Genomic DNA, 26,239 nt, shown 5'->3' on the forward strand with positions numbered 1-26,239 from the left:
TCACAAAATCACAATCACAAAATCACAAAAAGGATTTTCAATGTGTAAAAAGGGATTCTTATATAATATAATACCTTATTAATAAATAATAATATATAATGATACATTATCTATGTAAGAAAAAATGCGATATTACCATAATTGATTTTGTGATTGTGTGATTGTGATTTTGTGATTGATATGGTCTGCCATTTAGTCATTTTATCATTCAATTTGTCAATTTCTTCACCAGGTTCTTTTTCAATTTACTTACTTTTAGGTATTGTCTTATATTTTGTTATTCTCTATCTTTGCAACGTTATTTAATTACATTTTAGTTTAATAGTAAGGACTTAAATCAATATTTCCAATTAAGTCCTTAATTAGCAAGTCAGATGGAGAGACAGAGAAAGAAACCTATAGGAGAAGTAGCTTCTAATGTTTATTTGTTGTATAAGAAAGCATTTTGTTTAATATTGTTTTTGAGTCTTAGCCTGCTTACATGCTATGCGCAGGACATTGTTAAGCGTGATACAACCTTAGAGATGAAGGAAGTTACTGTGACAGCACGTAGCGAGATTAGGAAGCTGAAGGAGTCGGCTATGCCTATATCCGTTATAGGACAGCGTCAGTTACAAGGTACAGCGACAAATATTAATGACGTACTTGCGCGTACAGTTGGTGTAACCGTTCGAAATACAGGAGGTTTAGGTAGTGCCTCTCGCATCTCACTTCGTGGCTTAGAAGGTAAGCGTATGGGAATGTATGTGGATGAAGTCCCGATGTCGCAATTGAGTAACTTTGTTGCCTTAAATGATATTCCTACGAATATGATAGAGCGTATTGAGGTTTATAAAGGTATTGTCCCTTATAAGTTTGGTGGCTCAGCCTTGGGAGGAGCTGTTAATGTAGTAACAAAGGAATACCCACCTGTTTATTTTGACTTCTCATACGAGTTAGGTTCATTTAACACACATCAAGTATCAACGGTGTTTAAACGTACCAATCATAAAACGGGTCTACAATTTGGTATTGGCGGAGCCTTCTCTTTTTCAAAGAACAATTACAAGATGACTTTGGAAAATTTGGACAATAGAATCGTGGAAAGAGACCATGATAAGTTCAATAAAGTCATGGCTGGAATGTCTGTTAAGGCTACGAAATGGTGGTTTGATGAAATGAAGTGGGAACTTATTTTTCTCAAGACACGTCAGGAAATACAAGGAATCGACCTCGATGTGCGTGAGGCTTATAACCATTCTGTCAGTGGATTGACAGCATTGACACTAAAGCGTAAGAATTTCTTTTTGGATGGTCTTGATTTTGATTTTGATATAGGATATATCATTGGCAGGTATGGTTTGAATGATAAGGCTTCAAATCGTTATGATTGGGACGGAAACAAGTTGCCTGCTGTCTCTCCATACGGAGGAGAGCAGAATAACTTCCCTTCAGATGGAAGAAACCGGTCGAACGAGTTGACGTCGAAGCTTAATTTGGGATATACCATAGATAAGCATCATGGCATTAATCTGAATGTTTACTTTGATAGGAATTCACTTCATCCAAATGACTCTTTAATGGATAAAGCCTTGGGATTTCAATCAAATTTCCCAAGTAAGATGAAAACCTTAACAACGGGTTTGTCATACGATCTGACCCTCTTTGATGGTCGTTTCCAGAATGCTTTTACTTTAAAGAACTTTATTTTCTCATCTCATTCTCGTAGTATAGATGTTTATTCGGTACGTGCGCCAGAGCCTGTAAAGGTGTTTAAATCTTATTTCGGTTTTAGTGATGCCTTTCGTTATAAGTTTACAGATGACTTGATGCTAAAGGCCTCTTTTAATTCAGAGGTGCGAATACCTACAAGTGAGGAGTTGATAGGTAATGGGTATTCTATCCTTGCATCCCCAGCTTTGAAGCCTGAGCGTACATCTGGTGTCAATCTTGGTATGCTTTATCGTCACTTAAAACAAGATGGTGGACTTGTTGAGATAGAGTTGAATGGCTTTTATAATCAGTTGAAAGACATGATAAGGTTCACGCCTGATATGATTCCTACGATGGCTCGCTATCGTAACTTTGGTAGTGTTCGGACGAGAGGTGTTGAACTTGATGTTAAAGGAGATGTCTGTCCAGTACTTTATCTTTATGCGAATGGTACTTATCAAGACCTTCGTGACGTGAGAAAGTTAACTCCTGGTACTACTGTCGAGAATCCCACTTATATGAAACGTATACCAAACGTACCTTATCTATTAGCAAACTTTGGTGCAGAGTTCCATAAAGAAAATCTCTTTGGAGGAAAGGAACAGAATACACGTTTCCTCTTTGATGCTTCATACGTGCATACGTATTTCTATGATTTTGAAGTAAGTCGGTATCAAGACAAGAAGATTCCTTCAGCTTTGACGATGGATGCAGCCATAGAACATAGTTTCAAGAATGACCAATGGGTTTTAACGTTTAAGGTAAAGAATCTTATGGATCGCCATGTTGTATCAGAGTTTAATCGTCCTCTGCCAGGAAGATATATAGGAGTAAAAGTTAGATATCTTCTGAAGTAAGAGGCAATAAGACTTTATTTTGCAATATGAAAGAATAAAGTATGATTCATAAAGAAAGGGCATATTGTGTGTCTATAGAGATAATATTAATATTAAATAAAGAGAAAAATGAAAAAGCTAAAATCAATTCTTTCAGCCATTGTTGTGATGGCTATGTTTACCGCTTGTGGAAACAATGGTGACGACCCAACACCAGGTCCTAAACCTAATCCTGGTAATAAGGACTTCCATGGAGTTGTCTTCGCAACGGGAATTACCAATCCAGAGGGTAGTAGTGGTAATGTATATTTGCAAGCATTACCAAGTTTCTTGCCTGGTACTTATGATAATAGCAATAGTATTCCTTGCGGTTTTGGTGCTACGCCAATTGTAACAGAGTCGGGCAATGTCTACTCATTCCCTGATTATATGGGTAACACGAAGGCGGAGATAAATCGCTATAGAATTATGAACGATGGTACATGGAAGAAAGAAGGTGCATTGTCTATTCCTGCTGGTGCTGCAGCATGTAACATCGTAGAAGCAAGTAGTGAGAAAGCATACGTCAGTTTACAAGGTATTGGTGTTGTGATGGTATTCAACCCAACAACTATGACAAAGATTGCAGATATTGACCTTAATAATCTGAAACAGTCAGATACGAGGGTTGCACCTGCTGCAATGATTATTCGTGATGGTAAACTCTTTGTTGGACTGAACCAAATGAATGCTCAGTATATGCCAACACGTAATAACATTGAGTTTGCTATGATTGATGTGAAGACGGATAAGGTAGAGAAACACATTGTTAATGAGTCTTTGGGCATGTGCTTTGCTACTCGCCCTATTGATGCTGGTTCAATCTTTATGGATGAGAAAAAGGATATTTACTTTAACTGTGTTGGTTCATTCGGTTTTGTTCCTGGACTGAATGGTGGTATCGCTCGTATAAAGAATGGTTCTACAGAGATTGATCCAGACTTCCTGATTCGTCTTGATAAGACAGAGGTTGCAGGTCTTTCAACCAAGCATATAGACTATATCGTAGCTATGTGTTATGCGGGTAAGGGTTTACTATATATTTATGGAAACTCATTCGCACTTGCTCCTGATGGTCTGACAAATCCATACCTCAGCTTTACATCTGTTCCAATCGTTGTTGATTTGAAGCAAAAGACGATGACGCTTATCAACGGAATGGAGATTTCTGATCCTCAATGTATTGCAGTTGCTAAGCATAAGAATTTGATAGTCTTCGGTAGTGCTAATAAGAAGGCTACAGGCTTCTACACTTACAATCCAGATACGAAAGAAGTTGCAGGTCCTATCCTTCAGGTAAAGGGTAACCCTTGTTTCTTCCATAGCTTTGAGAAGTAAAAAAGGAGGGCTCCTCACTTAATAATAAGTAAAAGTAAAAGGAGCCTTCCTGTTATCTAATCACTCAAATGATATTCATATAGAATACAAATGGAAAAGGTTAAATCCACTCTGACGGAGATTCCCGAGACGATGCTTACCACGCTGTGGGCAAAAGCTGTGGAAACCAATCGTCCCGATCCATTGCTGCGTGACGAGAATGCAAAGGAAATCATTGGACAGATTGACTATGATTTTTCTAAGTTTAAGAAAGCCAAGCTCTCACAGTTAGGCTGCTGCATTCGTGCCAAGCTGATTGATAATGAGGCGAGGGAGTTCCTTGCCCAGCACCCCGATGCTGTGGTAATACAGTTGGGAGCAGGGTTGGATGCACGTTACGAGCGGCTGGGAAGACCAGAAGTGACGCACTGGTTCGACCTTGATCTCAAAGAAGCTATTGATTTGCGCCGTCGCTTCCTTATGGAAACGGAACGCAACACTTATTTGGCTGAATCCATGTTTGATGAGGACTGGCTGGACAAAGTGAGAGCGTATAGTAAGTCGCCTGTACTAATTATCCTTGAGGGAGTGCTGATGTATTTCCCTGAGGAAAGAGTGCGAGAACTATTCCGCCATATCTGTGACAAACTCCCATCAGCTACCATTTTGTTTGATATGCTTGCTTTTGTGCTTGTTGGACGAGAGAAGAAACATGATATGCTGCAGAAGATGGACAAAGGTGTTGAGTTCAAGTGGTCACTACTCAATACAAAGGAGATGGAGAAATGGAACAGTCGATTGCACGTGAGGAAGGAATATTTTATGAGTGAGTACGATGAAGGGCGATTCCCATTCGCTTTCCATCTGTTCCTGCGCATTCCTTATTTCCATCGCCGATTCAATCAGCGTATTGTCAGGATTGAGATAGAATAGTTCCGTCTCCTGTTTCTGCCCGTTAGTTGCAGAAGACAGGTAGAACTGTTCGAAAGTATTTTGAGGATGACCTACAAACGTTAAAAAAAGTCCCTAAGCCTCTTTGAAAAGCTCTTAAGCTTTCTTTGAATAGCTCCTAAGCTTTTTGTGAAAAACTCCTAAGCTTTTTGTAAAAAGCTCCTAAGCTTTCTTTGAAAAGCTCCTAAGTTTTTTGGGGGAGACCTTTGAGTTCCTTACACGTTTTATCTGTCCAATAAGAAAGGCAACCGACTATAAATGTCAGTTGCCTTTCTTTAATAATATCTGCTGTCAACTTGTCAACTTAAAAGTTCACTTGTCAACTCGTCAACTTGCTTACAAATTTGCGTTGTCGTTCTTCCATTCAGCAACAGCTGGTACGATGTCGAGACTGATGATTTCCTCACGCATCTTGCAGAGGTGCTCATAAGAAGCCTGGAGAGAAGCCATCTCCTCTGGAGTACCTGTTGGCTCAGTGTAGTGAACACCAGTAGCATCGATAGTTGTAGGCATAGCCATCATAACGTTCTTGAAGCCGAGCTTCTCATCGTTAACGTAGCAACCTGCTGGCAAGGTGAACTTCTCACCACCCATAGCAGCCTCAATCATCTTAACGGCATTGTAAGCTGGGCTCTGGAATGAGCTACGGCCACGAAGCTTGATGATGTTTGAACCGCCCTGTACTGTGTGATGCTTAATCTCTTCCCAACGCTCAGCTGAGAGACCCATCTCTGACAATGGCTTGCCATCAACCTTAACCTGAGAAGCAAATACAGCCATCTGCTCACCGTGACCACCGTAGGTGTGTGCACCAGTAACCTTATCCTGCTGTACACCGAACTCATGAGCCAAAGCCTGCTGTAGACGAGTAGAGTCGAGAGCAGCGAGTGATGTCAACTGATTTGGCTTCAAGCCAGAGTGGATAAGAGCTGTCAATGCTGTAACGTCAGCTGGGTTAAAGATAACAACAACGTGCTTAACGTCTGGGCAGTACTTCTTGATGTTCTCACCGAAGTCAGCTGCAATCTTGCAGTTACCCTTCAACAAGTCCTCACGTGTCATACCTTCCTTACGAGGAGCACCACCAGAAGAGATAATGTACTTAGCACCAGTGAAAGCCTCTGCAGGGTCAACGGTGTAAGAAAGGTTAGCACCTGGGAAAGCGCACTGCTCCATCTCGTCGAATACACCATGAACGCCTGGCTCATAGATATCATATAGACAGATGTTAGGAGTAAGACCGAGTGTAAGAGCGGTCTGAACCATGTTTGAACCAATCATACCGCCTGCACCGACGATAACAAGTTTCTCGTTTGTTAAGTAATTCATAATAAATATTTTATTTTAAAAGTATATTTTCCCTTTTGTTCGATACCGCAAAGTTAATAAAAAAAGAGTATGTGAGAAGAAAAAGAATGAATTATTTGTGTTATTATTTATAAAAGGGTAAGCCTTTGTAAAGTCGGTTTTGCATTTATAGATATTTCTTGTTCTTCTTGATTTGGATGTTATGAAATTATTGATTAACTTAGCAGGCGGATAGGAGAGATTTTCTTTTCTTGTATTGTTTTATAACCTCTAACCCAATAAATATTATGCAAACAATCAATGAACGCCTTGTTGCTCTTCGTAGATGGATGAAGGAGAATGCACTTACTGCTTTTATTTTCCCAAGTAGTGACCCCCATAATAGTGAATATGTGGCCGACCACTGGAAGACTCGTGAATGGATATCTGGTTTCACGGGCTCGGCTGGTACTGCCGTAGTAACGTTGCATCACGCCGCCTTATGGACGGATTCTCGTTACTTTATTGCAGCTGCTAAGGAACTTGCGGGGAGTGAGTTTCTATTGATGAAAGAACGTGTAGAAGGTACTCCTTCTATTAGTGAGTGGTTAGCAAGTGAGCTGACAGAATACGATAGTCCTACTGTTGGAGTGGACGGAAGTGTCAATACTTTTGTTAGTGTTGCTGATTTGAAAGAGAGTTTGGCGACAAAAGGGAACATGCAGGTGCGTTGTGTTGATGATCCAATGGATGTACTATGGCTTGACCGACCTGTCATTCCTAATAATAAGATCTGTCTTCATCCATTGAAGTATGCTGGTGAGACAACAGAAAGTAAACTGTCTCGAATACGTGAGTGTTTAGTTAAACAAGGTGCGGACGGACTGTTAGTTACAGCCTTAGACGAGATTGCTTGGGTGCTGAATTTGCGTGGAAACGATGTTCATTGTAATCCGGTCTTTGTCTCTTATCTATTAATAGCTCCTGATAAAGTTACCTTATATATATATAAGGATAAATTATCAGAAGAAGTGCAGGCCTATCTTTCTACAGAGCATGTAGATGTAGAGGAGTATGATGCGGTCGTGGAGGGCTTGAAGAGATATGCTGGGAAAGCACTTTTGATAGATGTTAGTTCTACTAACTACAACTTATCTACTGCGGTGGAGAGTGAAAAGTTACATGTAGGAACGTCTCCAATCCCGATGATGAAAGCTATAAAGAACGAGGTAGAACAGGAATGCTTCCGTGCTGCTATGTTGCGTGATGGAGTCGCAATGGTTAAGTTCTTAGCATGGATTAAGGCTGCTGTTGAGAAAGGTGGAGAGACAGAGATATCGCTTGACGAGCGTCTGACGGGGCTTCGTGCAGAGCAACCTATGTTTCAGGGTATCTCCTTCGACACGATTGTGGGGTATGAAGAGCATGGAGCAATCGTACATTATGAGGCAACACCAGAGACGGATATCCCAGTAAAGCCACATGGATTGGTACTCATTGATAGTGGTGCACAGTATTTAGATGGTACGACAGATATAACGAGAACCATTGCCTTGGGCGAACTAACGGAGGAACAACGAAGAATCTATACCTTAGTATTGAAAGGACATATCCAACTTGATAGGCTTCATTTCCCTGCAGGAGCCTGTGGATCACAGTTGGATGCGATAGCTCGTGCACCGATGTGGCGTGAAGGTTATAATTATCTGCATGGTACAGGACATGGGGTAGGGAGTTACCTCAATGTACATGAAGGTCCTCATCAAATTCGTATGGAGTGGCGACCAGCACCTATGCAAGCTGGTATGACGGTAACCAACGAACCAGGACTCTATCTTGAAGGGAAATTCGGTGTGCGCATAGAGAATACTTTACTCATTGTTCCTGCGGAGACAACCGCTTTTGGTGAGTTCCTCAAGTTTGAGACACTTACACTTGCACCGATTGATACAACCCCGATAGTACTTGAGATGTTGAGTGTTGAGGAACGTGAGTGGCTGAACAACTATCATCGTCGTGTCTATGAGAGTCTTTCTCCTTATCTGAATGGAAGAGAGCAAGAATGGTTAGAAAAAGCAACTCTTCCAATCTAAGAGATACTGAACTATATATGAAGAGAGCCTTATCTCCATTATTAAAGACGCTTCTCATATATACAGAAAGGCGTTCTTAATGTCTGGAAGGAGTCGTTTAGGTAGTTCGCTAATTTGCTTTCATACAACTTAAAATGAATGATGAATGAGATATTGTGATGGATATAATCAATGATAAATATGCCAAGAAAGTCTACAAATGTTTGGAAGTTAAGATAATAAAGTGTAACTTTGCAGCCGCAGAAGTGGTGTCATTACCCTTTTGTGTTATGTATAACAATTAATTTAATTAAAACAAAAAAGCATGATTATTGTACCAGTAAAGGATGGCGAGAACATTGAGCGCGCTCTTAAGAAGTTCAAGAGAAAGTTTGAAAAAACAGGTGTTGTAAAGGAGCTTCGCGCTCGTCAGCAGTTTGACAAACCTTCTGTAAAGAAGCGCTTGAAGATGGAGCATGCCGTTTACGTACAGCAGCTTCGCGACGCAGAAGAGTAAAATCTTCTTAAGGAATTTGGTAGTTTAGAATTAATTCCGTAAATTCGTTGCCAGTAAATGATATGACATTGTGCTAATGGTAGACTTGTTCTTGGATTACTTGAAGTTAGAGAGAAATTATTCTCCAGCAACGGTAAAGCATTATCGTGATGACTTGAAAGAGTTTGAACGTTTTTTTCAAGAACTTGATTCACAACTCTCTTGGGAGACTGTTGATTCTGATATAGTTAGGCGTTGGATGGAGGCAATGATGGATAGAGGTAATGTAGCCTCTTCCGTAAATAGAAGACTCAGTGCACTAAGATCTTTTTATAGATATACACTCCGACGTAATCTTATTGAGAGGGATCCTGTTCACGGGATTCAAGGACCAAAAAGGAAGAGACCTCTTCCACAATTTCTGAAAGAGTCTGAAATGGATCGACTTCTTGATGAAAATATGTGGACAGATTGTTATAAAGATGTGCTTGCTCGTACAATTATTGTAACATTCTATGAAACAGGGATTCGTATTTCTGAATTGATTGGTCTCAATGATAAAGATGTTGACTATATAAATTGTGAAATAAAGGTCACAGGAAAGAGAGATAAACAGCGCATAATACCCTTTGGTGATGAATTATCAGAAACGCTCATTAGTTACCAGCATAGACGTAATGCTGTAATGAAATGTGGGTCTGAGGCTTTTTTTCGAACAGAGAAAGGAGAGAGGGTGACTGATGCACAAGTGAGACAAATAGTGAAAACAAACCTCTCGAAGGTTTCGACACTGAAGAAACGTTCTCCACACGTGCTTCGGCATACATTTGCTACTGCAATGCTTAATCATGAAGCAGGGCTTGAAAGTGTTAAGAAATTGCTTGGTCATGAGAGTCTGTCTACGACAGAGATTTACACGCATACGACCTTCGAGCAATTGAAAAAAGTCTATAAAAATGCCCACCCAAGGGCGTAACCTTTTAAAAATGGAGGTACCTATGGAAATTAAAATTCAGTCAATTCACTTTGACACTACCGAAAAGTTGCAGAGTTTTATTGCTAAAAAGATCGAGAAATTAGAAAAGTCTTACGAAGACATTCAGAAAGTTGAGGTGCAATTAAAGGTGGAGAAACCTGCTACTGCATTAAATAAGACTACAAGTGTATCAGTTGTTGTGCCAGGTACAACGCTTTTTGTGGAAAAAACATTCGATACTTTTGAAGAAGGAGTTGATGAGTGTGTTGATGCAATGAAGGTTCAGCTTACCAAGTTTAAGGAAAAGCAAAGAAAACGTTGAAAAAATCTCCTAAATATTTTGGAGATTGAAAATAAATCATTACCTTTGCAGCCGTTTTACTACAGGTAGCCTTTGGCTGCAAAGTTTGCCTCTTTAGCTCAGTTGGCCAGAGCACGTGATTTGTAATCTCGGGGTCGTTGGTTCGAATCCGACAAGAGGCTCTTCTTGAGAGGAGAGAACATTTGAAATAAGGGTAGTTTCCAGAGTGGCCAAATGGGGCAGACTGTAAATCTGCTGCTTCTAGCTTCGGTGGTTCGAATCCATCACTACCCACTCAAATGTTATTTGCGGAAATAGCTCAGTTGATAGAGCACTAGCCTTCCAAGCTGGGGGTCGCGGGTTTGAGCCCCGTTTTCCGCTCTATGGTTTTGCTGTAATAGCTCAGTGGTAGAGCACTTCCTTGGTAAGGAAGAGGTCCTGAGTTCAACTCTCAGTTACAGCTCTGCTACATTTTTCTAAGTTAGTATAACAAAAACGCAGATTATTCATTTAATATTAAATAAGAAAAGCTATGGCTAAAGAAGAATTCGTGCGTACCAAACCGCATGTAAACATTGGTACTATCGGTCACGTTGACCACGGTAAGACCACTCTTACTGCAGCAATCTCAAAGGTTCTTCACGAGAAGGGCTTTGGTTCTGAAGATGTTAAGTCTTTTGATCAGATTGATAATGCTCCTGAGGAGAAAGAGCGTGGTATTACCATTAACTCTGCACACATTGAATACGAAACAGCTAATCGTCACTATGCACACGTAGACTGTCCAGGTCACGCCGACTATGTAAAGAACATGGTAACTGGTGCTGCTCAGATGGATGGTGCTATCTTGGTTGTAGCTGCTACTGACGGTCCTATGCCACAGACTCGTGAGCACGTATTGCTCGCTCGTCAGGTAAACGTACCTCGTTTGGTTGTTTTCTTGAACAAGTGCGATATGGTTGACGATGAGGAAATGCTTGACCTCGTTGAAATGGAAGTTCACGAGATTCTTGAGCAGTATGGTTACGAGGAGGATACTCCAATTATCCGTGGTTCTGCACTTGGTGCTTTGAACGGCGTAGAGAAGTGGGTTGATTCTGTAATGCAGCTCATGGACACTGTTGATACTTGGATTCAAGAGCCAGAGCGTGAGGTTGATAAGCCATTCTTGATGCCTGTTGAGGATGTGTTCTCTATCACAGGTCGTGGTACTGTTGCTACTGGTCGTATTGAGACTGGTGTATGTAAGGTAGGTGATGAAGTTCAGTTGCTCGGTCTTGGTGAGGACAAGAAGTCTGTAATCACTGGTGTTGAGATGTTCCGTAAGAACCTCGCACAAGGTCAGGCTGGTGATAACGTAGGTCTTCTCCTCCGTGGTATTGATAAGGCTGAAGTTAAGCGCGGTATGGTTGTCGTACACCCAGGAGCTATTACTCCTCACGATCACTTCAAGGCTTCTATCTATGTCTTGAAGAAGGAAGAGGGTGGTCGTCACACACCATTCGGTAACAAGTATCGTCCACAGTTCTACCTCCGTACAATGGATTGTACTGGTGAAATCAAGTTGCCAGAGGGCGTTGAAATGGTAATGCCTGGTGATAACGTTGAGATCGAAGTAGAATTGATCTACAAGGTTGCTTTGAACGAGGGTCTTCGTTTCGCTATCCGTGAGGGTGGTCGTACAGTAGGTTCTGGTCAGATTACAGCAATCCTCGATGATATTAAGTAAATCATAGATTTACATCATAAATAGTTCCCGAGTCTTCGGGCTTGGGAACTTATTTACGGGTTTAGCTCAGTTGGTAGAGCACTGGTCTCCAAAACCAGGTGTCGAGGGTTCGAGCCCTTCAACCCGTGCAAAAAGAGAAGATTTTATGTTTAAGAAGATAGTTAATTATTGCAAGGCTTGCTACGACGAACTTGCGCATAAAACTACATGGCCATCACGTGCTCAGCTTACACATAGTGCAATGGTTGTTTTATCTGCTTCCCTTGTCATTGCATTGGTAGTGTTTGCTATGGATTTTGTTTTCCAACATGTGATGGATTTTGTATATCCGAGTTAATTCATTAGAAAATGGCTGATACAGAAAAGAAATGGTATGTTCTTCGGGCTGTCAGTGGTAAAGAGGCTAAGGTAAAGGAATATATCGATGCTCAATTACGACAGAACGATAAGCTTGCTGAGCGTGTTTTCGAGGTTTTGTTGCCTATGGAGAAGCACGCAACTTTGCGTAATGGCAAACGCGTTGTCAAAGAGAAATTAAGTCTTCCTGGCTACGTGCTTGTTCAAGCCAACATGACTCCAGATGTAGCTTCTACGTTACGTTTCATGCCTAATGTATTGGGGTTCCTCGGTGGTATGTCTGAGCCTTCTCCAGTTCGCCAAGCAGATATTAATCGTTTACTTGGTAACGTGGAAGAAACGGAACTTGATGAAGTTCAAGATGTTCCATATGAGGTTGGTGAGACTGTTAAGGTTACTGATGGTCCTTTCAGTGGTTTCCATGGTATCATCGAAGAGGTGAATGCTGAGAAGCATAAGTTGAAAGTGATGGTTATGATCTTTGGTCGTCAGAATCCATTGGAGTTAAGTTTTATGCAAGTCGCAAAAGAAGACTAGTGTTGTTACGGACACTATTCTGACTTTTATAGTTTAATTTTTAATATTAACAAGAAAATGGCTAAAGAAGTAGCTGGATTAATCAAATTACAGATTAAAGGTGGCGCTGCAAATCCATCCCCCCCAGTAGGTCCTGCATTGGGTTCTAAGGGTATCAATATTATGGGATTCTGCAAGGAGTTCAACGCCCGTACCCAGGACAAGGCTGGTAAAGTTCTTCCAGTCGTAATTACTTACTACAATGATAAGTCTTTTAGCTTTATTATCAAGACTCCTCCTGCAGCAGTACAGCTTATGGAGGCTGCTAAAGTAAAAGGCGGATCAGGTGAGCCAAACCGCAAGAAAGTTGCATCCGTAACTTGGGAGCAGATAAAGGCAATTGCTGAAGATAAGATGCCAGATCTTAACTGCTTCACAGTAGAAAGTGCGATGAGACTGATTGCAGGTACTGCTCGTAGTATGGGTATCACTGTAAAAGGGGACTTCCCTGGTAAATAATTTAAACTTCAAAAGTAAAAATGAGTAAACTGACAAAAAATCAGAAATCAGTCGCTGAGAAGGTTGAAGCAGGGAAAGCATACACATTAGCTGAAGCAGCTAAGTTGGTTAAGGAAATTACCACAACTAAGTTTGATGCTTCTGTAGATGTAGATGTTCGCCTTGGTGTTGACCCACGTAAAGCTAACCAAATGGTTCGTGGCGTTGTGTCATTACCAAATGGTACAGGTAAGGTGACACGTGTACTCTGTCTCTGTACTCCTGATCAGGAAGCTGCCGCTAAGGAAGCTGGTGCTGATTACGTTGGTCTCGACGAATATGTTGAGAAGATAAAGGGTGGATGGACTGATGTTGATGTCATCATCACTATGCCATCATGCATGGGTAAGTTAGGTCCTTTAGGTCGTGTACTTGGTCCTCGTGGATTGATGCCAAACCCAAAGAGCGGTACTGTGACTATGGATGTTGCTAAGGCAGTGAAGGAAGTAAAGCAGGGTAAGATTGACTTTAAGGTTGATAAGGCTGGTATTATCCATACATCAATTGGTAAGGTTAGTATGACTGCTGAGCAGATTTATGGTAATGCGAAAGAATTTATTTCTACCGTTATCAAGTTGAAGCCTGCTGCAGCTAAAGGTACATATATCAAGAGTATCTTTATTTCTAGCACAATGAGTAAGGGTGTCAAGATTGATCCTAAATCAGCTGAATAACTCTAAAAGTTTTGTACAATGAAGAAAGAAGTAAAAGATACAATTATCGCTGAACTCGGTGAGAAGTTGAAGAACTTCCCTCATTTCTATCTAGTTGATGTAACTGGTTTGAATGCTGAGGCTACAAGTTCTCTTCGCCGTAAGTGCTTTAAGAGTGAGATCAATATGGTCGTAGTGAAGAATACTCTTCTTCACAAGGCTTTTGAAGCTTCAGATGTAGATTTTGAACCACTGTATGGTTCTTTGAAGGGCAATACTGCAGTTATGTTTGCTCATACTGCAAATGTACCAGCTAAACTGTTGAAAGAGTATAAGAAGGAAGCTATTCCTGCTCTAAAGGCAGCTTATGTAGAGGAAACTCTATTTATTGGTGCAGATAAGCTCGAAGAACTTGCAGCTCTCAAGAGTAAGAACGAAGTTATTGCAGATGTTGTTGCATTGCTACAATCTCCAGCCAAGAACGTTGTTTCTGCTCTTCAATCAGGCGCTGGCACTATTCATGGTGTACTTAAGACTTTAGGTGAGCGCGCTGAGTAAGAAATCTAATAAAGTCAAAGATATATTATTTTTAGAACAAAAAATTAAAAAGTTTAGAATAAGATGGCAGACGTAAAAGCTATTGCAGAAGAGTTAGTAAACCTTACTGTTAAGGAAGTAAATGAGTTGGCAACTGTGCTCAAGGAAGAGTATGGTATTGAGCCTGCAGCTGCAGCTGTTGCTGTTGCTGGTCCTGCTGCTGGTGGTGCAGCTGGTGGTGCAGAAGAGAAGTCAGAGTTTGACGTAGTTCTCGTTGAGGCTGGTGCTAATAAACTTAAAGTAGTAAAGGCTGTTAAAGAGGCTTGTGGTCTTGGTTTGAAGGAAGCTAAAGACTTAGTAGATGGCGCACCTTCTACATTGAAGGAGGGTATGGCTAAGGCTGAAGCTGAGAACTTGAAGAAGACTATCGAGGCTGAAGGTGCAAAGGTAGAGTTGAAGTAATTTCTTCATACTTTGCATAAAATATAATTTGGTTAGGATTTACCAAGTAGGTGAGTCCTAACCTTTTTGTGTCTTTTGACACATTCGTTGATTGTTTAATCACGCTTTAAGTTCGTTATTGAACTTTGAATATTCGAATATTTAATTTCAGTTTATGGCATTAGATAATAAACCCAGAGTAAGTTTCGCCAGCGTTAAGAATCCTTACCCATATCCGGACTTCTTAGATGTGCAACTGAAGTCTTTTCGTGACTTCTTGCAGCTAGATACTCCGCCTGAGGAACGCAAGAATGACGGTCTATATAAGGTGTTTGCAGAGAACTTCCCTATTACCGATACACGTAATAATTTCGTTCTTGAGTTCTTGGACTATTATGTTGATCCACCTAGATATACTATTGAAGAATGTCTGGAACGTGGTTTGACATATAGTGTACCTTTAAAGGCTAAGATGAAGCTGTATTGTACAGATCCAGATCATGAGGATTTTGGTACATTTATTCAGGATGTATTCTTGGGTACAATCCCATACATGACTAGCAATGGTACATTTGTTATCAATGGAGCTGAGCGTGTAGTTGTATCTCAGTTACATCGTTCTCCTGGTGTGTTCTTTGGTCAAGGTGTTCATGCTAATGGTACGGTATTGTATAGTGCACGTATTATACCTTTTAAGGGATCATGGATAGAGTTTGCGACAGACATAAATAATGTTATGTATGCTTACATTGACCGTAAGAAGAAATTACCTGTTACAACGATGTTACGTGCCATTGGGTATGAGTCAGATCGTGATATTCTTCAAATCTTTGACCTTTGTGAAGAGGTAAAGGTCAATAAGAAGAATATGAAGGCAGCCATTGGACGTAAAATTGCAGGTAATGTGATGAAGACATGGACTGAGGATTTTGTTGATGAGGATACTGGTGAAGTTGTTTCTATCGAGCGTAATAAGGTTGTTGTAGAGAGAGAAACTGTTATTACCGAGGAGAATGTTGACGAGATACTTGATAGTTCTGTTTCAACAATCTTGCTTCATAAGGATGAGGATGCAGCAAATAAGTATTCTATTATATTTAATACACTGGCAAAAGATCCTAGTCACTCTGAAATAGAGGCCGTTAATTACATTTATCGTCAACTTCGCAATGCTGATGCTGCAGACGATGCAAGTGCACGTGAGGTATTCCAAAACCTTTTCTTTTCAGACAAACGTTATGACTTGGGTGAGGTCGGTCGCTATCGTATCAATAAGAAATTGAACTTGGATACGGACATGGATACGCGTGTGTTGACTAAGGATGATATTGTTGAGATTATCAAGTACCTCATTAGCTTAGTCAATTCAAATGCAACCGTTGATGATATTGACCATTTATCAAATCGTCGTGTACGTACTATTGGTGAGCAGTTAGCTAACCAATTCTCAATAGGACTTGCTCGTATGAATCGTACTATTCGTGAACGTATGAATGTTCGTGATAGTGAGGTGTTCCAGCCAACGGATTTGATTAATGCAAAGACGATCTCAAGTGTTATCAACTCATTCTTCGGTACTAATCCATTGAGCCAATTTATGGATCAGACTAATCCTTTAGCCGAAGTGACCCACAAACGTCGTCTTTCTGCGTTAGGTCCTGGTGGACTTTCTCGTGAACGTGCAGGTTTTGAGGTGCGTGATGTTCACTATACTCACTATGGTCGCCTTTGTCCAATTGAGTCTCCTGAAGGACCAAACATTGGTTTGATATCTTCACTTTGTATGTATGCGAAAATAAACGATCTAGGATTCATCGTTACACCTTATCGTCGTGTTCGTGATTCTAAGGTTGATATGGACAACAAGGATGTTGTATTCTTGACGGCAGAAGAGGAGGAAGATCAGATTATTGGACAAGGTAATGCTCCATTGAATGATGATGGAACTTTCGTTCGCGACACCGTAAAGTGTCGTCAAGATGCAGATTATCCTGTTGTGAGACCTGACTCTGTTAACTTAATAGATGTTTCTCCACAACAGATAGCTTCTGTTTCTGCTGGTCTCATTCCTTTCTTAGAGCATGATGATGGTCACCGTGCATTGATGGGTTGTAACATGATGCGCCAGGCAGTTCCATTGCTACATAATGATGCCCCGATTGTTGGTACAGGTCTTGAGAAACAAGTATGTGAAGATTCACGTACGATGATTACAGCAGAAGGTGAAGGAGTTATCGAATATGTTGATGCTACAACTATTCGAATTCTTTACGATCGTACAGAGGACGAAGAGTTTGTTAGTTTCGAACCAGCATTGAAAGAATATCGTATTCCTAAGTTCCGTCGAACGAATCAAAATATGGTTGTTGACCTTCGCCCTATATGTGACAAGGGACAACGTGTGAAGAAGGGTGATATTCTTACTGAAGGCTATGCAACAGAGAATGGTGAATTGGCTCTAGGTCGTAATCTTCTCGTTGCTTACATGCCTTGGAAGGGTTATAACTATGAAGATGCTGTTGTAATCTCTGAGCGTATGGTACGTGAAGACGTATTAACATCAGTCCATGTAGATGAGTACTCTCTTGAGGTACGTGAGACTAAGCGTGGTGTTGAAGAATTTACTTCTGATATTCCAAATGTAAGCGAAGAAGCTACAAAGGATCTTGATGACAATGGTATTATTCGTGTAGGTGCTCGTGTAGAACCTGGTGATATCATGATTGGTAAGATTTCACCTAAGGGTGAGAGCGATCCTTCTCCTGAAGAGAAGCTCCTTCGTGCTATCTTTGGTGATAAGGCTGGCGATGTGAAAGATTCTTCACTGAAGGCTAATCCTTCATTGAGTGGTGTCGTTATCGATAAGAAACTCTTTGCTCGTGCTATAAAAACACGTGAGAGCAAACGACAAGATAAGGTAACACTTGCTAAGATTGATGAAGAACAGGAGGCTAAGGTAAATGATTTGAAGGATCTCTTGGTTGATAAACTTCTAGAGTTGACAGAGGATAAAGTTTCCGAGGGTGTTAAAGATTACTCTGATGCAGAAATCATTACAAAGGGAAGTAAGTTCACTGTTGCTGCATTAAAGAACCTTGACTATGAGGGAATCCAATCAAATGGTTGGACTGATGATGAGCATACCAACCTCTTGATTCAGAAGTTGATAATGAACTTCATACATAAGTATAAGCAAATGGATGCTGAACTTAAACGTAAGAAGTTTGCAATTACTATCGGTGATGAACTTCCATCTGGTGTTCTTCAGATGGCTAAGGTTTACATTGCAAAGAAACGTAAGATTCAAGTTGGTGATAAACTTGCTGGTCGTCATGGTAATAAAGGTATTGTATCAAAGGTTGTACGTACGGAAGATATGCCATTCCTCGAAGATGGTCGCCCTGTAGATTTAGTATTGAACCCAATGGGTGTGCCTTCTCGTATGAACCTTGGTCAGATTTTCGAGGCTATCCTTGGTGCTGCAGGTCGTAAGTTGGGTGTTAAGTTTGCTACTCCTATCTTTGATGGTGCTAAGCTCTCTGATTTGAAGGAGTGGACAGATAAGGCAGGTCTACCAAATCTCTGTTCTACATATATCTATGATGGTGAAACAGGTGAGAAGTTCGATCAGCCAGCTACAGTTGGTATCACTTACTTCTTGAAACTTGGCCACATGGTAGAGGATAAGATGCACGCACGTAGTATCGGTCCATACTCATTGATAACCCAACAGCCACTTGGTGGTAAAGCACAATTTGGTGGTCAGCGTTTTGGAGAGATGGAGGTTTGGGCTATTGAGGCCTTTGGTGCATCTCATGTTCTTCAGGAGATTTTGACAATCAAGTCTGATGATGTCGTAGGTCGTTCTAAGGCTTATGAGGCAATCGTTAAGGGTGAACCAATGCCAACACCAGGTATTCCTGAGTCTCTCAATGTGTTGTTACACGAATTACGTGGTCTCGGTTTAAGCATCAAACTTGATTAATACGTACACCCCTATAATAGAAGTAAAACATGGCTTTTAAGAAAGATAATAAAGTAAAGAGTAATTTCAGCAAGATTACTATCGGACTGGCTTCACCTGAAGAAATCCTTGAAAATTCTTTTGGTGAGGTAACCAAGCCAGAGACTATAAACTATCGTACCTATAAACCAGAACGTGATGGTTTGTTCTGCGAGCGTATCTTTGGTCCTACAAAGGATTATGAGTGTGCTTGTGGTAAGTATAAGCGTATTCGCTATAAAGGTATTGTTTGTGATCGTTGTGGTGTTGAGGTAACAGAAAAGAAGGTTCGTCGTGAACGTGCTGGTCACATTGAATTGGTTGTTCCAGTTGCGCATATCTGGTACTTCCGTAGTCTTCCTAACAAGATTGGTTACCTCCTTGGTATGCCAACCAAGAAGTTAGATGCTGTTATTTATTACGAGAAGTATGTTGTTATCCAGCCTGGTGTTGTAGAGGGTATGAAGAATGCCGATACGGATGAGGATTTGAATGGTTCTCATAAGTTCGACCTTCTTTCAGAGGATGAATACCTCGATATCCTTGATAATAAACTCCCAGAAGGCAATGAGCGTCTAGATGATTCTGACCCAAGTAAGTTTATTGCTAAGATGGGTGCAGAGGCTGTCTATGATTTGTTAACTGGTATCGATCTTGATCGTCTTGCTGGTGAATTACGTGATCGTGCCACAACAGATTCTAGTCAGCAACGTAAGACAGATGCCTTGAAGCGTCTTCAAGTAGTAGAGGGCTTCCGTCAGTCAATAGGTGTAAATAGACCAGAGTGGATGATCATGAAGATTATCCCTGTTACTCCACCAGAGCTTCGTCCATTGGTTCCATTGGATGGTGGTCGCTTTGCAACATCAGACCTTAACGACCTTTATCGTCGTGTTATCATCCGTAACAATCGTTTGAAGCGTTTGATGGAAATCAAAGCTCCTGAGGTTATTCTTCGTAACGAGAAACGTATGCTTCAGGAAGCTGTTGACTCTCTCTTTGACAACAGCCGTAAGTCATCAGCTGTTAAGAGTGAGAGTAACCGACCATTGAAGTCTCTTTCAGACTCCTTGAAGGGTAAGCAAGGACGTTTCCGTCAGAACCTCCTCGGTAAACGTGTCGACTATTCTGCTCGTTCAGTAATCGTTGTTGGTCCTGAGTTGAAGATGGGTGAGTGCGGTCTTCCTAAGTTGATGGCAGCAGAGCTTTACAAACCATTCATCATCCGCAAGCTCATCGAGCGCGGTATCGTGAAGACTGTAAAGAGTGCTAAGAAGATTGTTGATCGTCGTGAGCCAGTTATTTGGGATATCCTTGAGAATGTAATGAAGGGTCACCCAGTAATGTTGAACCGTGCGCCGACACTTCACCGTTTGGGTATTCAAGCATTCCAGCCTAAGCTCATTGAGGGTAAGGCTATCCAGCTGCACCCATTGGCATGTACAGCGTTCAATGCCGACTTCGATGGTGACCAGATGGCTGTTCACCTCCCATTGAGTAATGAGGCAGTCTTAGAGACACAGATCTTGATGCTTCAGAGCCATAACATCCTTAACCCTGCTAATGGTGCACCTATCACCGTTCCTTCACAGGATATGGTGCTTGGTCTCTACTATATTACTAAGATTCGTCCAGGCGCTAAGGGTGAAGGTCTATCATTCTATGGTTCGGAAGAGGCTATCATTGCTTACAATGAGAAGAAGTGTGACCTTCATGCTCAAGTAAAGGTTGTTGTTGACGACCTTGTAGGTGGTAAGATACAGAAGCGAATGGTTGAAACCTCTGTTGGTCGTGTTATTGTTAACCAGATTATCCCAACCGAGATCGGTTTCTTCAATGGTATTATCTCAAAGAAGTCTCTCCGTGGTCTTATTGCTGATGTAATTAAGGCTGTCGGTATGGCACGTGCTTGTGAGTTCCTTGATGGTATCAAGAACCTCGGTTACCACATGGCATACGTAGCAGGTCTATCCTTCAACTTGGACGATATCATCGTTCCTGTAGAGAAGAAAGACATTGTTGGTAAGGGTCAGGATGAGGTTGATCAGGTGAAGGCTAACTACGAAATGGGTTTCATCACTGATAAGGAGCGTTACAACCAGGTAATTGATGCGTGGACACACGTTAACAATAACCTTAAGGCAAGTGTGATGAAGCACATGACCGAGGCCGACCAGGGATTCAACGCTGTATATATGATGCTTGACTCTGGTGCCCGTGGTTCTTCTGACCAGATTGCTCAGCTTGCTGGTATGCGTGGTCTTATGGCTAAGCCACAGAAGGCTGGTGCTGAAGGTGCACAGATTATTGAAAACCCTATCATCTCTAACTTTAAGGAGGGTATGTCAGTGTTGGAGTACTTTATTGCTTCACACGGTGCTCGTAAGGGTTTGGCTGATACCGCTATGAAGACAGCCGATGCCGGATACTTGACACGTCGTCTTGTAGACGTTTCTCATGATGTTATCATTAATGAGGAGGATTGTGGTTCACTCCGCGGTCTTGAGTGTCGCGCCTTGAAGAGTGGTGACGAGACTATAGCAACCCTTTACGAGCGTATCTTGGGTCGTGTGTCTGTTCACGATGTTGTAAACCCTACAACAGGCGAGATTATTGTTGCAGCAGGTGAGGAAATCACTGAAGCAAAGGCACAGGCTATCGAGGATTCTCCTATTGAGATGGTTGAGATCCGCTCTGTACTTACTTGTGAGAGCAAGAAGGGTGTATGTAAGAAGTGTTATGGTCGTAACCTTGCTACTGCTCGTATGGTACAGATGGGTGAGGCTGTTGGTGTCATTGCAGCGCAAGCTATTGGTGAGCCTGGTACACAGCTTACACTTCGTACGTTCCACGCCGGTGGTGTCGCTGGTAACGCAGCCGCTAACGCAACTATCACAGCTAAGAACGAAGCTAAGATTGAGTTTGATGAACTTCGTACCGTGCCATTCGTTGATGACGATGATAAGGAATGCCAGATGGTAGTTAGTCGATTGGCTGAAATCCGCTTTGTCGATCCAAACACTGGTATCGTATTACTTACTGATAACGTACCTTATGGTAGCTCTCTCTACTTCAAGTCAGGTGACAGAGTACAGAAGGGTGATGTAATCTGTAAGTGGGACCCATTCAATGCCGTTATCGTTAGTGAATATGAAGGTGTACTTCGTTTACATGATGTTGTTGAAGGTGTAACTTATAAGGCAGAAACCGATGATGCAACTGGTTTGACTGAGCGTATCATCACCGATTCTCGTGATAAGACAAAGGTTCCAACTGTAGACATTGTTAAGGTTGGTGCTAAGAAGGGTGACGATGGTCAATATGCAGCTAGTGACATCCTCGGAATTTATAACCTCCCTGTTGGTGGTCACTTGGAACAAGTTCTCCAGGATGGCGCAGAGATCAAGACTGGTATGACACTTGTTAAGATTCCACGCTCTGTTGGTGGTGCTGGTGATATCACGGGTGGTCTTCCACGTGTTACCGAGCTCTTCGAGGCTCGTAACCCATCTAACCCTGCTGTCGTATCTGAGATTGATGGTGAGATTACAATGGGTAAGGTGAAACGTGGTAATCGTGAGATTGTGGTAACATCTAAGACTGGCGAGCAACGCAAGTACCTTGTTAGCTTGTCAAAGCAGATTCTGGTACAGGAGCATGACGCTGTTCGTGCTGGTACCCCATTGTCAGACGGTATTATCACTCCAGCTGATATCCTTTCTATCATGGGTCCAACAGCCGTTCAGGAGTATATTGTGAATGAGGTGCAGGACGTTTATCGTCTACAAGGTGTGAAGATCAACGACAAGCACTTTGAGATTATCGTCCGTCAGATGATGCGTAAGGTGCGTATTGATGACCCAGGTGATACAACATTCTTGGAGCAAGAGTTGGTTGATAAGCTCGACTTTACTGAAGAGAATGATCGTATCTGGGGTAAGAAGGTTGTTACCGATCCAGGCGACTCTGAGAACTGCTATAAGGGTCAGATCCTCTCTGTACGCAAGTTGCGTGATGAGAATTCAAGCTTGAAGCGTCGTGACCTCAAACTTGTTCAGGTTCGTGATGCCGTACAAGCAACAGCAACTCAGATCCTACAAGGTATCACCCGTGCTGCCCTTGGTACGAAGAGCTTCATGAGTGCAGCATCATTCCAGGAGACAACAAAGGTACTCAACGAGGCAGCTATTCGTGGTAAGAGCGATAGCCTTGAGGGCATGAAGGAGAACGTAATTTGCGGTCACCTCATCCCAGCCGGTACTGGTCTTCGCCAGTGGCAGAAGATTGTTGTTGGCTCACAAGAGGAACACGAGCGTATGGAGGCAAATAAGAAGAATGTTATAGATTATGCCAATCAAGAAGTAGCTGAAGCTACAAAAGAATAATTTATAGCATCCAATTCATAAAGATAAGAGGGGTTCATGGCAATATGCTGTGAGCCCCTCTTTTCATTGTAAGGTGTTCTGTACTTTATACCTTATCATCCTTTCGATTGAAGCGGTGCTTATTAATAGGCAAGGAGAGGCTTTGCTTTACTTCAAAGTAGCATCTTCTATCTTATAGTAAGCTACCTGTTGCTTTTCTCCTTTGGGCAATGAGCAATGTTCCTGCACTGGAACATCCATGTTCCCACACTGGAACGTCAATGTTCCTACACTGGAATGTTAATGTTCCTTATGCGGTATGTCTTTATTCCTAATAGGGAAGATGATGAATTATCTTGAGTAATGGGAAAGGAAGTTAAGGTCATAAAGAGTGGGAAGTTGTATGATTTTAGATGGTTAGACAAGGAGGTTACATAGGGAAAGATACTTGTTAGAAGAGCCTTTATTTATCTTTTTTAGTAGTTTTTTATACATTCGTTTGCCTCGTGGGATATTATTTCGTATTTTTGCAAGTGTTACTTATGATTTGAATCATTACGTAATTTGATGGCGATGGATACTCTACAGACCGATTTATAACAGGTGAATGATTAATTTAAAATATAACTATTATGCCCCGATTGATATATCTTGTTTTATTCTGTCTAATAGCTTTGAATGTTGAGGCACAAGGTTTGAGACTCCCCACCAGACGGCAACATTCTACGGCTCCTGCTGTAAGAGTAACAGTGAAGAAGCCTGCGCCACAGCGTAAAGTCGTTGTGAATAGACCACGTGTTGTTAAGCCACGTTCGGTGCAACCTCGTCCGTCTAGACCAGTTAGCGACTATGATGTATATGTATATGATGATTGTCCTACTGCGAAGAAGAAAGCGAAATCCAAGAGCCGTAATTCGTGCGAGGACTCTGATTGTGAAGAGTCTGAATACGATAGTTCGGATGATATGTCGTCAGAAGATGCTGATAAAATTTATACGATTGCAGAACAAATGCCTTCGTTTAAGGGGAATGTGAATGCTTGGTTGTCTAGCCATTTACAATATCCAGCTGTGGCTGCAGAGAATGGTATTCAAGGTCGTGTTATTGTGAAGTTCGTGGTAACTGCTGGAGGCTATGTTAGTCAAGCACAGGTTGTAAGAGGAGTTGACCCATCGCTCGATCGAGAAGCGTTGCGCGTTGTGAATAGTATGCCAATATGGAATCCAGGAATGAATCATGGAAAGCCTGCTAATGTCTGGTTTACTCTTCCTATTACTTTTAAACTACAATAATTATCAATGTCACATATCTAAAAACCTTATCATAATGAGAAAATACCTATTACTAAGTTTCGTGTTCGCCCTTATCTCCTTGTTGTCATCTTGTCAGAAAGAGGAAAGTGTAGCAGAGTATATACCTTTCAGATCAGAAAAGGATGGTAAATGGGGATTTATTAATTTAGATGGAGATGTACTCTTAGAAGATGAATTTAAGAGCGAGCCAACCATCGTGTCGAATGACCGATTCTTTGTTAAGAATAAAGCAGGGTATTGGGAGATGTACACCGCTGATAAGAATGCAAGACAAGTAGGTAAGGAGTATGTGCAAGCAGGAGCTTTTATAGAGGATGTTGCCCCTGTCGTTGAGAAAGGTAAAGCTATTGACTTTATTGATAAGAACGGCAAAGTAAGGTTTACATTGGGTAATGTAGATGGCGTAGCTATTACCTCGTGTAGGAACTTTACTGATGGACTTGCAGTGTTTAAGTGTGGCGGCTATTATGGAGCAATTGACGCATCAGGTAATGTAGTTATAAAGCCAGACTATCTTGTACTGGAATCAGCTAAGGATGGTAAGTTCATAGGAGTTCACAACAAATATAAGGGAGTAAAAGATAGATCTAAGGTTAAAATAACCGTGTTGGATACGTCTGGTAAGGTTCTTTCTGAGTTCCCCTTAGCAAAGATTTCCGATGGTGTTGATTATTTCTGTGATGATGTCTTGGCTGTAGCAAAGGAGGACACCGATGGTAATAATTATTGGGGACTTATCAATGAGAAAGGGGAGTGGATTCTTCATGCCTCCCATAAGATACGATCTATTAAAGGTATGAGGAATGGTAAGTTCATCTTTAGTGATGGTGAACAATGTGGCTTGATGGACTTTAATGGTGATGTTCTGATACGTCCAAAGTATTCAAACATTAAGTTTACGGGGGCTAACCAGCTCTTTGTTCTTGATGACCATACTGATCCGCAATGGAAACTCATTACCGAGGAGGAGGATGTGGTTTCTCCTAATGAGTTTGATGATGTTTATCCTTTGTCAGGTGATAAATATTTTGTTAAGGATGATGGTGATAGTTGGATTATTATAGATGATAAGGGTAAAGAAGTTAAGACGAAAGCTGATATTTATGAGTTCAGCTATAATCAGGGAGACACCGAGTTTGAAAGTCAGTACTTAGATCTTACGTCATTCATTAACCAATTACATATAAAGAAGGATGGGCTCTTGGGGCTTAACCTAACCATGGAAGTAGCAGATGTCATAAAGTCGTTTAGTTTCCTAGATAAGCAGTATGGAGAAGGCGATTTTAGCAACAATGCTTCATCGTATCGATATTCTAATGATATTAGTGTTGACTTGAACTTCAACAATGTGAAGTTTCAGATAGCAGCTTTGTTTGATGATAATGTTGCTGATTACACTTTCTCATCAGGCTTTAGTAATATTAGTCCTAATCAAATATCTGTTACCTTCTACAATGAAAAGCTATTAAAAGGACATTTGAGTCAGCTTACGAGAAGTTTAAAGGCGAAGCTGAAGAAGGTGGGTACGGTTGTCAAGGAGACTGAGTATGCGTTGATAGTCGCTAGTGGCAATGCTTATTATTTTGTTGGTAGCGATGGTGATAAGGTTTATTTGAATTATGGCAATTTTGATGTTAATGCCATAAACCTTAATATGTTTACGGGCAGTGATGATACTGTTACGACCACAAGTGACTCATATGCAGATGATACGGAGTACGCTGATAGTGTTTGTCTAGATTCTGCCATAGCCTATTAGTCGATTCGTTGTTCTGTACAGACCTTTGATAAGTTCTGTAAA

The 26,239-nt window shown here is 41.3% G+C and carries 18 protein-coding genes, 5 tRNA genes and 1 pseudogene; 23 read left to right on the forward strand and 1 reads right to left on the reverse strand.

Annotation, left to right across the window (positions count from 1 at the left end; translation table 11 throughout):
• The first annotated feature begins 374 nt into the window (after nucleotides 1-374).
• The 3 genes from O3603_RS00995 to O3603_RS01005 all read left to right on the forward strand — a co-directional run bounded on the left by O3603_RS00995 (nucleotide 375) and on the right by O3603_RS01005 (nucleotide 4,817).
• The gene (locus tag O3603_RS00995; RefSeq protein WP_009434524.1) at nucleotides 375-2,549 is read left to right on the forward strand and encodes a TonB-dependent siderophore receptor; all 2,175 of its coding nucleotides are present in this window, start codon (nucleotides 375-377) and stop codon (nucleotides 2,547-2,549) included.
• Nucleotides 2,550-2,657: 108 nt separating this feature from the next.
• Nucleotides 2,658-3,905 (forward strand): hypothetical protein, encoded by a 1,248-nt coding sequence (locus O3603_RS01000; RefSeq protein ID WP_371519722.1) that lies wholly within the window; start codon nucleotides 2,658-2,660, stop codon nucleotides 3,903-3,905.
• 90 nt (nucleotides 3,906-3,995) lie between these two features.
• Nucleotides 3,996-4,817, forward strand: coding sequence for a class I SAM-dependent methyltransferase (locus O3603_RS01005; RefSeq protein ID WP_371519724.1), 822 nt, complete (start codon nucleotides 3,996-3,998; stop codon nucleotides 4,815-4,817).
• A 354-nt stretch (nucleotides 4,818-5,171) separates the two neighbouring features.
• Here the strand turns inward: O3603_RS01005 and O3603_RS01010 are convergent, their stop codons facing one another.
• A complete protein-coding gene (locus O3603_RS01010) occupies nucleotides 5,172-6,164 on the reverse strand; it encodes a malate dehydrogenase (protein ID WP_009012366.1) in 993 nt (330 codons plus the stop codon).
• Between the two features lie 266 nt (nucleotides 6,165-6,430).
• Here O3603_RS01010 and O3603_RS01015 point away from each other — a divergent pair, with 266 nt between their 5' ends.
• The 20 genes and pseudogenes from O3603_RS01015 to O3603_RS01110 all read left to right on the forward strand — a co-directional run bounded on the left by O3603_RS01015 (nucleotide 6,431) and on the right by O3603_RS01110 (nucleotide 26,197).
• Nucleotides 6,431-8,215, forward strand: a complete 1,785-nt coding sequence (locus O3603_RS01015; protein WP_371519727.1) for an aminopeptidase P family protein — start codon at nucleotides 6,431-6,433, stop codon at nucleotides 8,213-8,215.
• A 304-nt stretch (nucleotides 8,216-8,519) separates the two neighbouring features.
• Nucleotides 8,520-8,711, forward strand: coding sequence for a 30S ribosomal protein S21 (gene rpsU, locus O3603_RS01020; protein WP_009434519.1), 192 nt, complete (start codon nucleotides 8,520-8,522; stop codon nucleotides 8,709-8,711).
• A 76-nt stretch (nucleotides 8,712-8,787) separates the two neighbouring features.
• Complete coding sequence (gene xerC, locus O3603_RS01025) at nucleotides 8,788-9,666, forward strand: tyrosine recombinase XerC (RefSeq protein ID WP_371519730.1); 879 nt, start codon at nucleotides 8,788-8,790, stop codon at nucleotides 9,664-9,666.
• Nucleotides 9,667-9,688: 22 nt separating this feature from the next.
• Complete coding sequence (hpf, locus tag O3603_RS01030; RefSeq protein WP_036894905.1) at nucleotides 9,689-9,988, forward strand: ribosome hibernation-promoting factor, HPF/YfiA family; 300 nt, start codon at nucleotides 9,689-9,691, stop codon at nucleotides 9,986-9,988.
• 87 nt (nucleotides 9,989-10,075) lie between these two features.
• Nucleotides 10,076-10,149: transfer RNA gene (locus O3603_RS01035), tRNA-Thr, on the forward strand.
• A gap of 30 nt (nucleotides 10,150-10,179) precedes the next feature.
• Nucleotides 10,180-10,261 (forward strand) — tRNA-Tyr (locus O3603_RS01040).
• 14 nt (nucleotides 10,262-10,275) lie between these two features.
• Nucleotides 10,276-10,348 (forward strand) — tRNA-Gly (locus O3603_RS01045).
• Nucleotides 10,349-10,358: 10 nt separating this feature from the next.
• A tRNA-Thr gene (locus O3603_RS01050) sits at nucleotides 10,359-10,430 on the forward strand.
• A 69-nt stretch (nucleotides 10,431-10,499) separates the two neighbouring features.
• A complete protein-coding gene (gene tuf / locus O3603_RS01055; protein WP_009435189.1) occupies nucleotides 10,500-11,696 on the forward strand; it encodes an elongation factor Tu in 1,197 nt (398 codons plus the stop codon).
• A 55-nt stretch (nucleotides 11,697-11,751) separates the two neighbouring features.
• Nucleotides 11,752-11,824: transfer RNA gene (locus O3603_RS01060), tRNA-Trp, on the forward strand.
• Between the two features lie 17 nt (nucleotides 11,825-11,841).
• Nucleotides 11,842-12,033, forward strand: coding sequence for a preprotein translocase subunit SecE (secE, locus tag O3603_RS01065; protein WP_009435163.1), 192 nt, complete (start codon nucleotides 11,842-11,844; stop codon nucleotides 12,031-12,033).
• A gap of 11 nt (nucleotides 12,034-12,044) precedes the next feature.
• Nucleotides 12,045-12,590 (forward strand): transcription termination/antitermination protein NusG, encoded by a 546-nt coding sequence (gene nusG, locus O3603_RS01070; RefSeq protein WP_155716307.1) that lies wholly within the window; start codon nucleotides 12,045-12,047, stop codon nucleotides 12,588-12,590.
• Between the two features lie 57 nt (nucleotides 12,591-12,647).
• Nucleotides 12,648-13,088: a 50S ribosomal protein L11 gene (gene rplK / locus O3603_RS01075; protein WP_009435207.1), complete on the forward strand. Its 441-nt coding sequence runs from the start codon at nucleotides 12,648-12,650 to the stop codon at nucleotides 13,086-13,088.
• Between the two features lie 20 nt (nucleotides 13,089-13,108).
• Entirely contained in the window at nucleotides 13,109-13,801 is a 693-nt protein-coding gene (gene rplA / locus O3603_RS01080) for a 50S ribosomal protein L1 (RefSeq protein ID WP_004383921.1), read from the forward strand.
• An 18-nt stretch (nucleotides 13,802-13,819) separates the two neighbouring features.
• Nucleotides 13,820-14,338: a 50S ribosomal protein L10 gene (gene rplJ, locus O3603_RS01085; RefSeq protein WP_009435193.1), complete on the forward strand. Its 519-nt coding sequence runs from the start codon at nucleotides 13,820-13,822 to the stop codon at nucleotides 14,336-14,338.
• 63 nt (nucleotides 14,339-14,401) lie between these two features.
• Nucleotides 14,402-14,779, forward strand: coding sequence for a 50S ribosomal protein L7/L12 (rplL, locus tag O3603_RS01090; protein ID WP_009435172.1), 378 nt, complete (start codon nucleotides 14,402-14,404; stop codon nucleotides 14,777-14,779).
• Nucleotides 14,780-14,933: 154 nt separating this feature from the next.
• Nucleotides 14,934-18,743, forward strand: a complete 3,810-nt coding sequence (gene rpoB, locus O3603_RS01095; RefSeq protein WP_371519736.1) for a DNA-directed RNA polymerase subunit beta — start codon at nucleotides 14,934-14,936, stop codon at nucleotides 18,741-18,743.
• Between the two features lie 29 nt (nucleotides 18,744-18,772).
• Nucleotides 18,773-23,146: a DNA-directed RNA polymerase subunit beta' gene (gene rpoC / locus O3603_RS01100; RefSeq protein WP_371519739.1), complete on the forward strand. Its 4,374-nt coding sequence runs from the start codon at nucleotides 18,773-18,775 to the stop codon at nucleotides 23,144-23,146.
• Nucleotides 23,147-24,111: 965 nt separating this feature from the next.
• Nucleotides 24,112-24,417: pseudogene (locus O3603_RS01105) on the forward strand (energy transducer TonB); the annotation flags it as partial.
• Nucleotides 24,418-24,451: 34 nt separating this feature from the next.
• Complete coding sequence (locus O3603_RS01110) at nucleotides 24,452-26,197, forward strand: WG repeat-containing protein (RefSeq protein WP_371519743.1); 1,746 nt, start codon at nucleotides 24,452-24,454, stop codon at nucleotides 26,195-26,197.
• The last annotated feature ends 42 nt before the right edge of the window (nucleotides 26,198-26,239 follow it).

The organism is Prevotella sp. 20925_1_30 (assembly GCF_041433025.1).
GTDB lineage: Bacteria > Bacteroidota > Bacteroidia > Bacteroidales > Bacteroidaceae > Prevotella > Prevotella vespertina.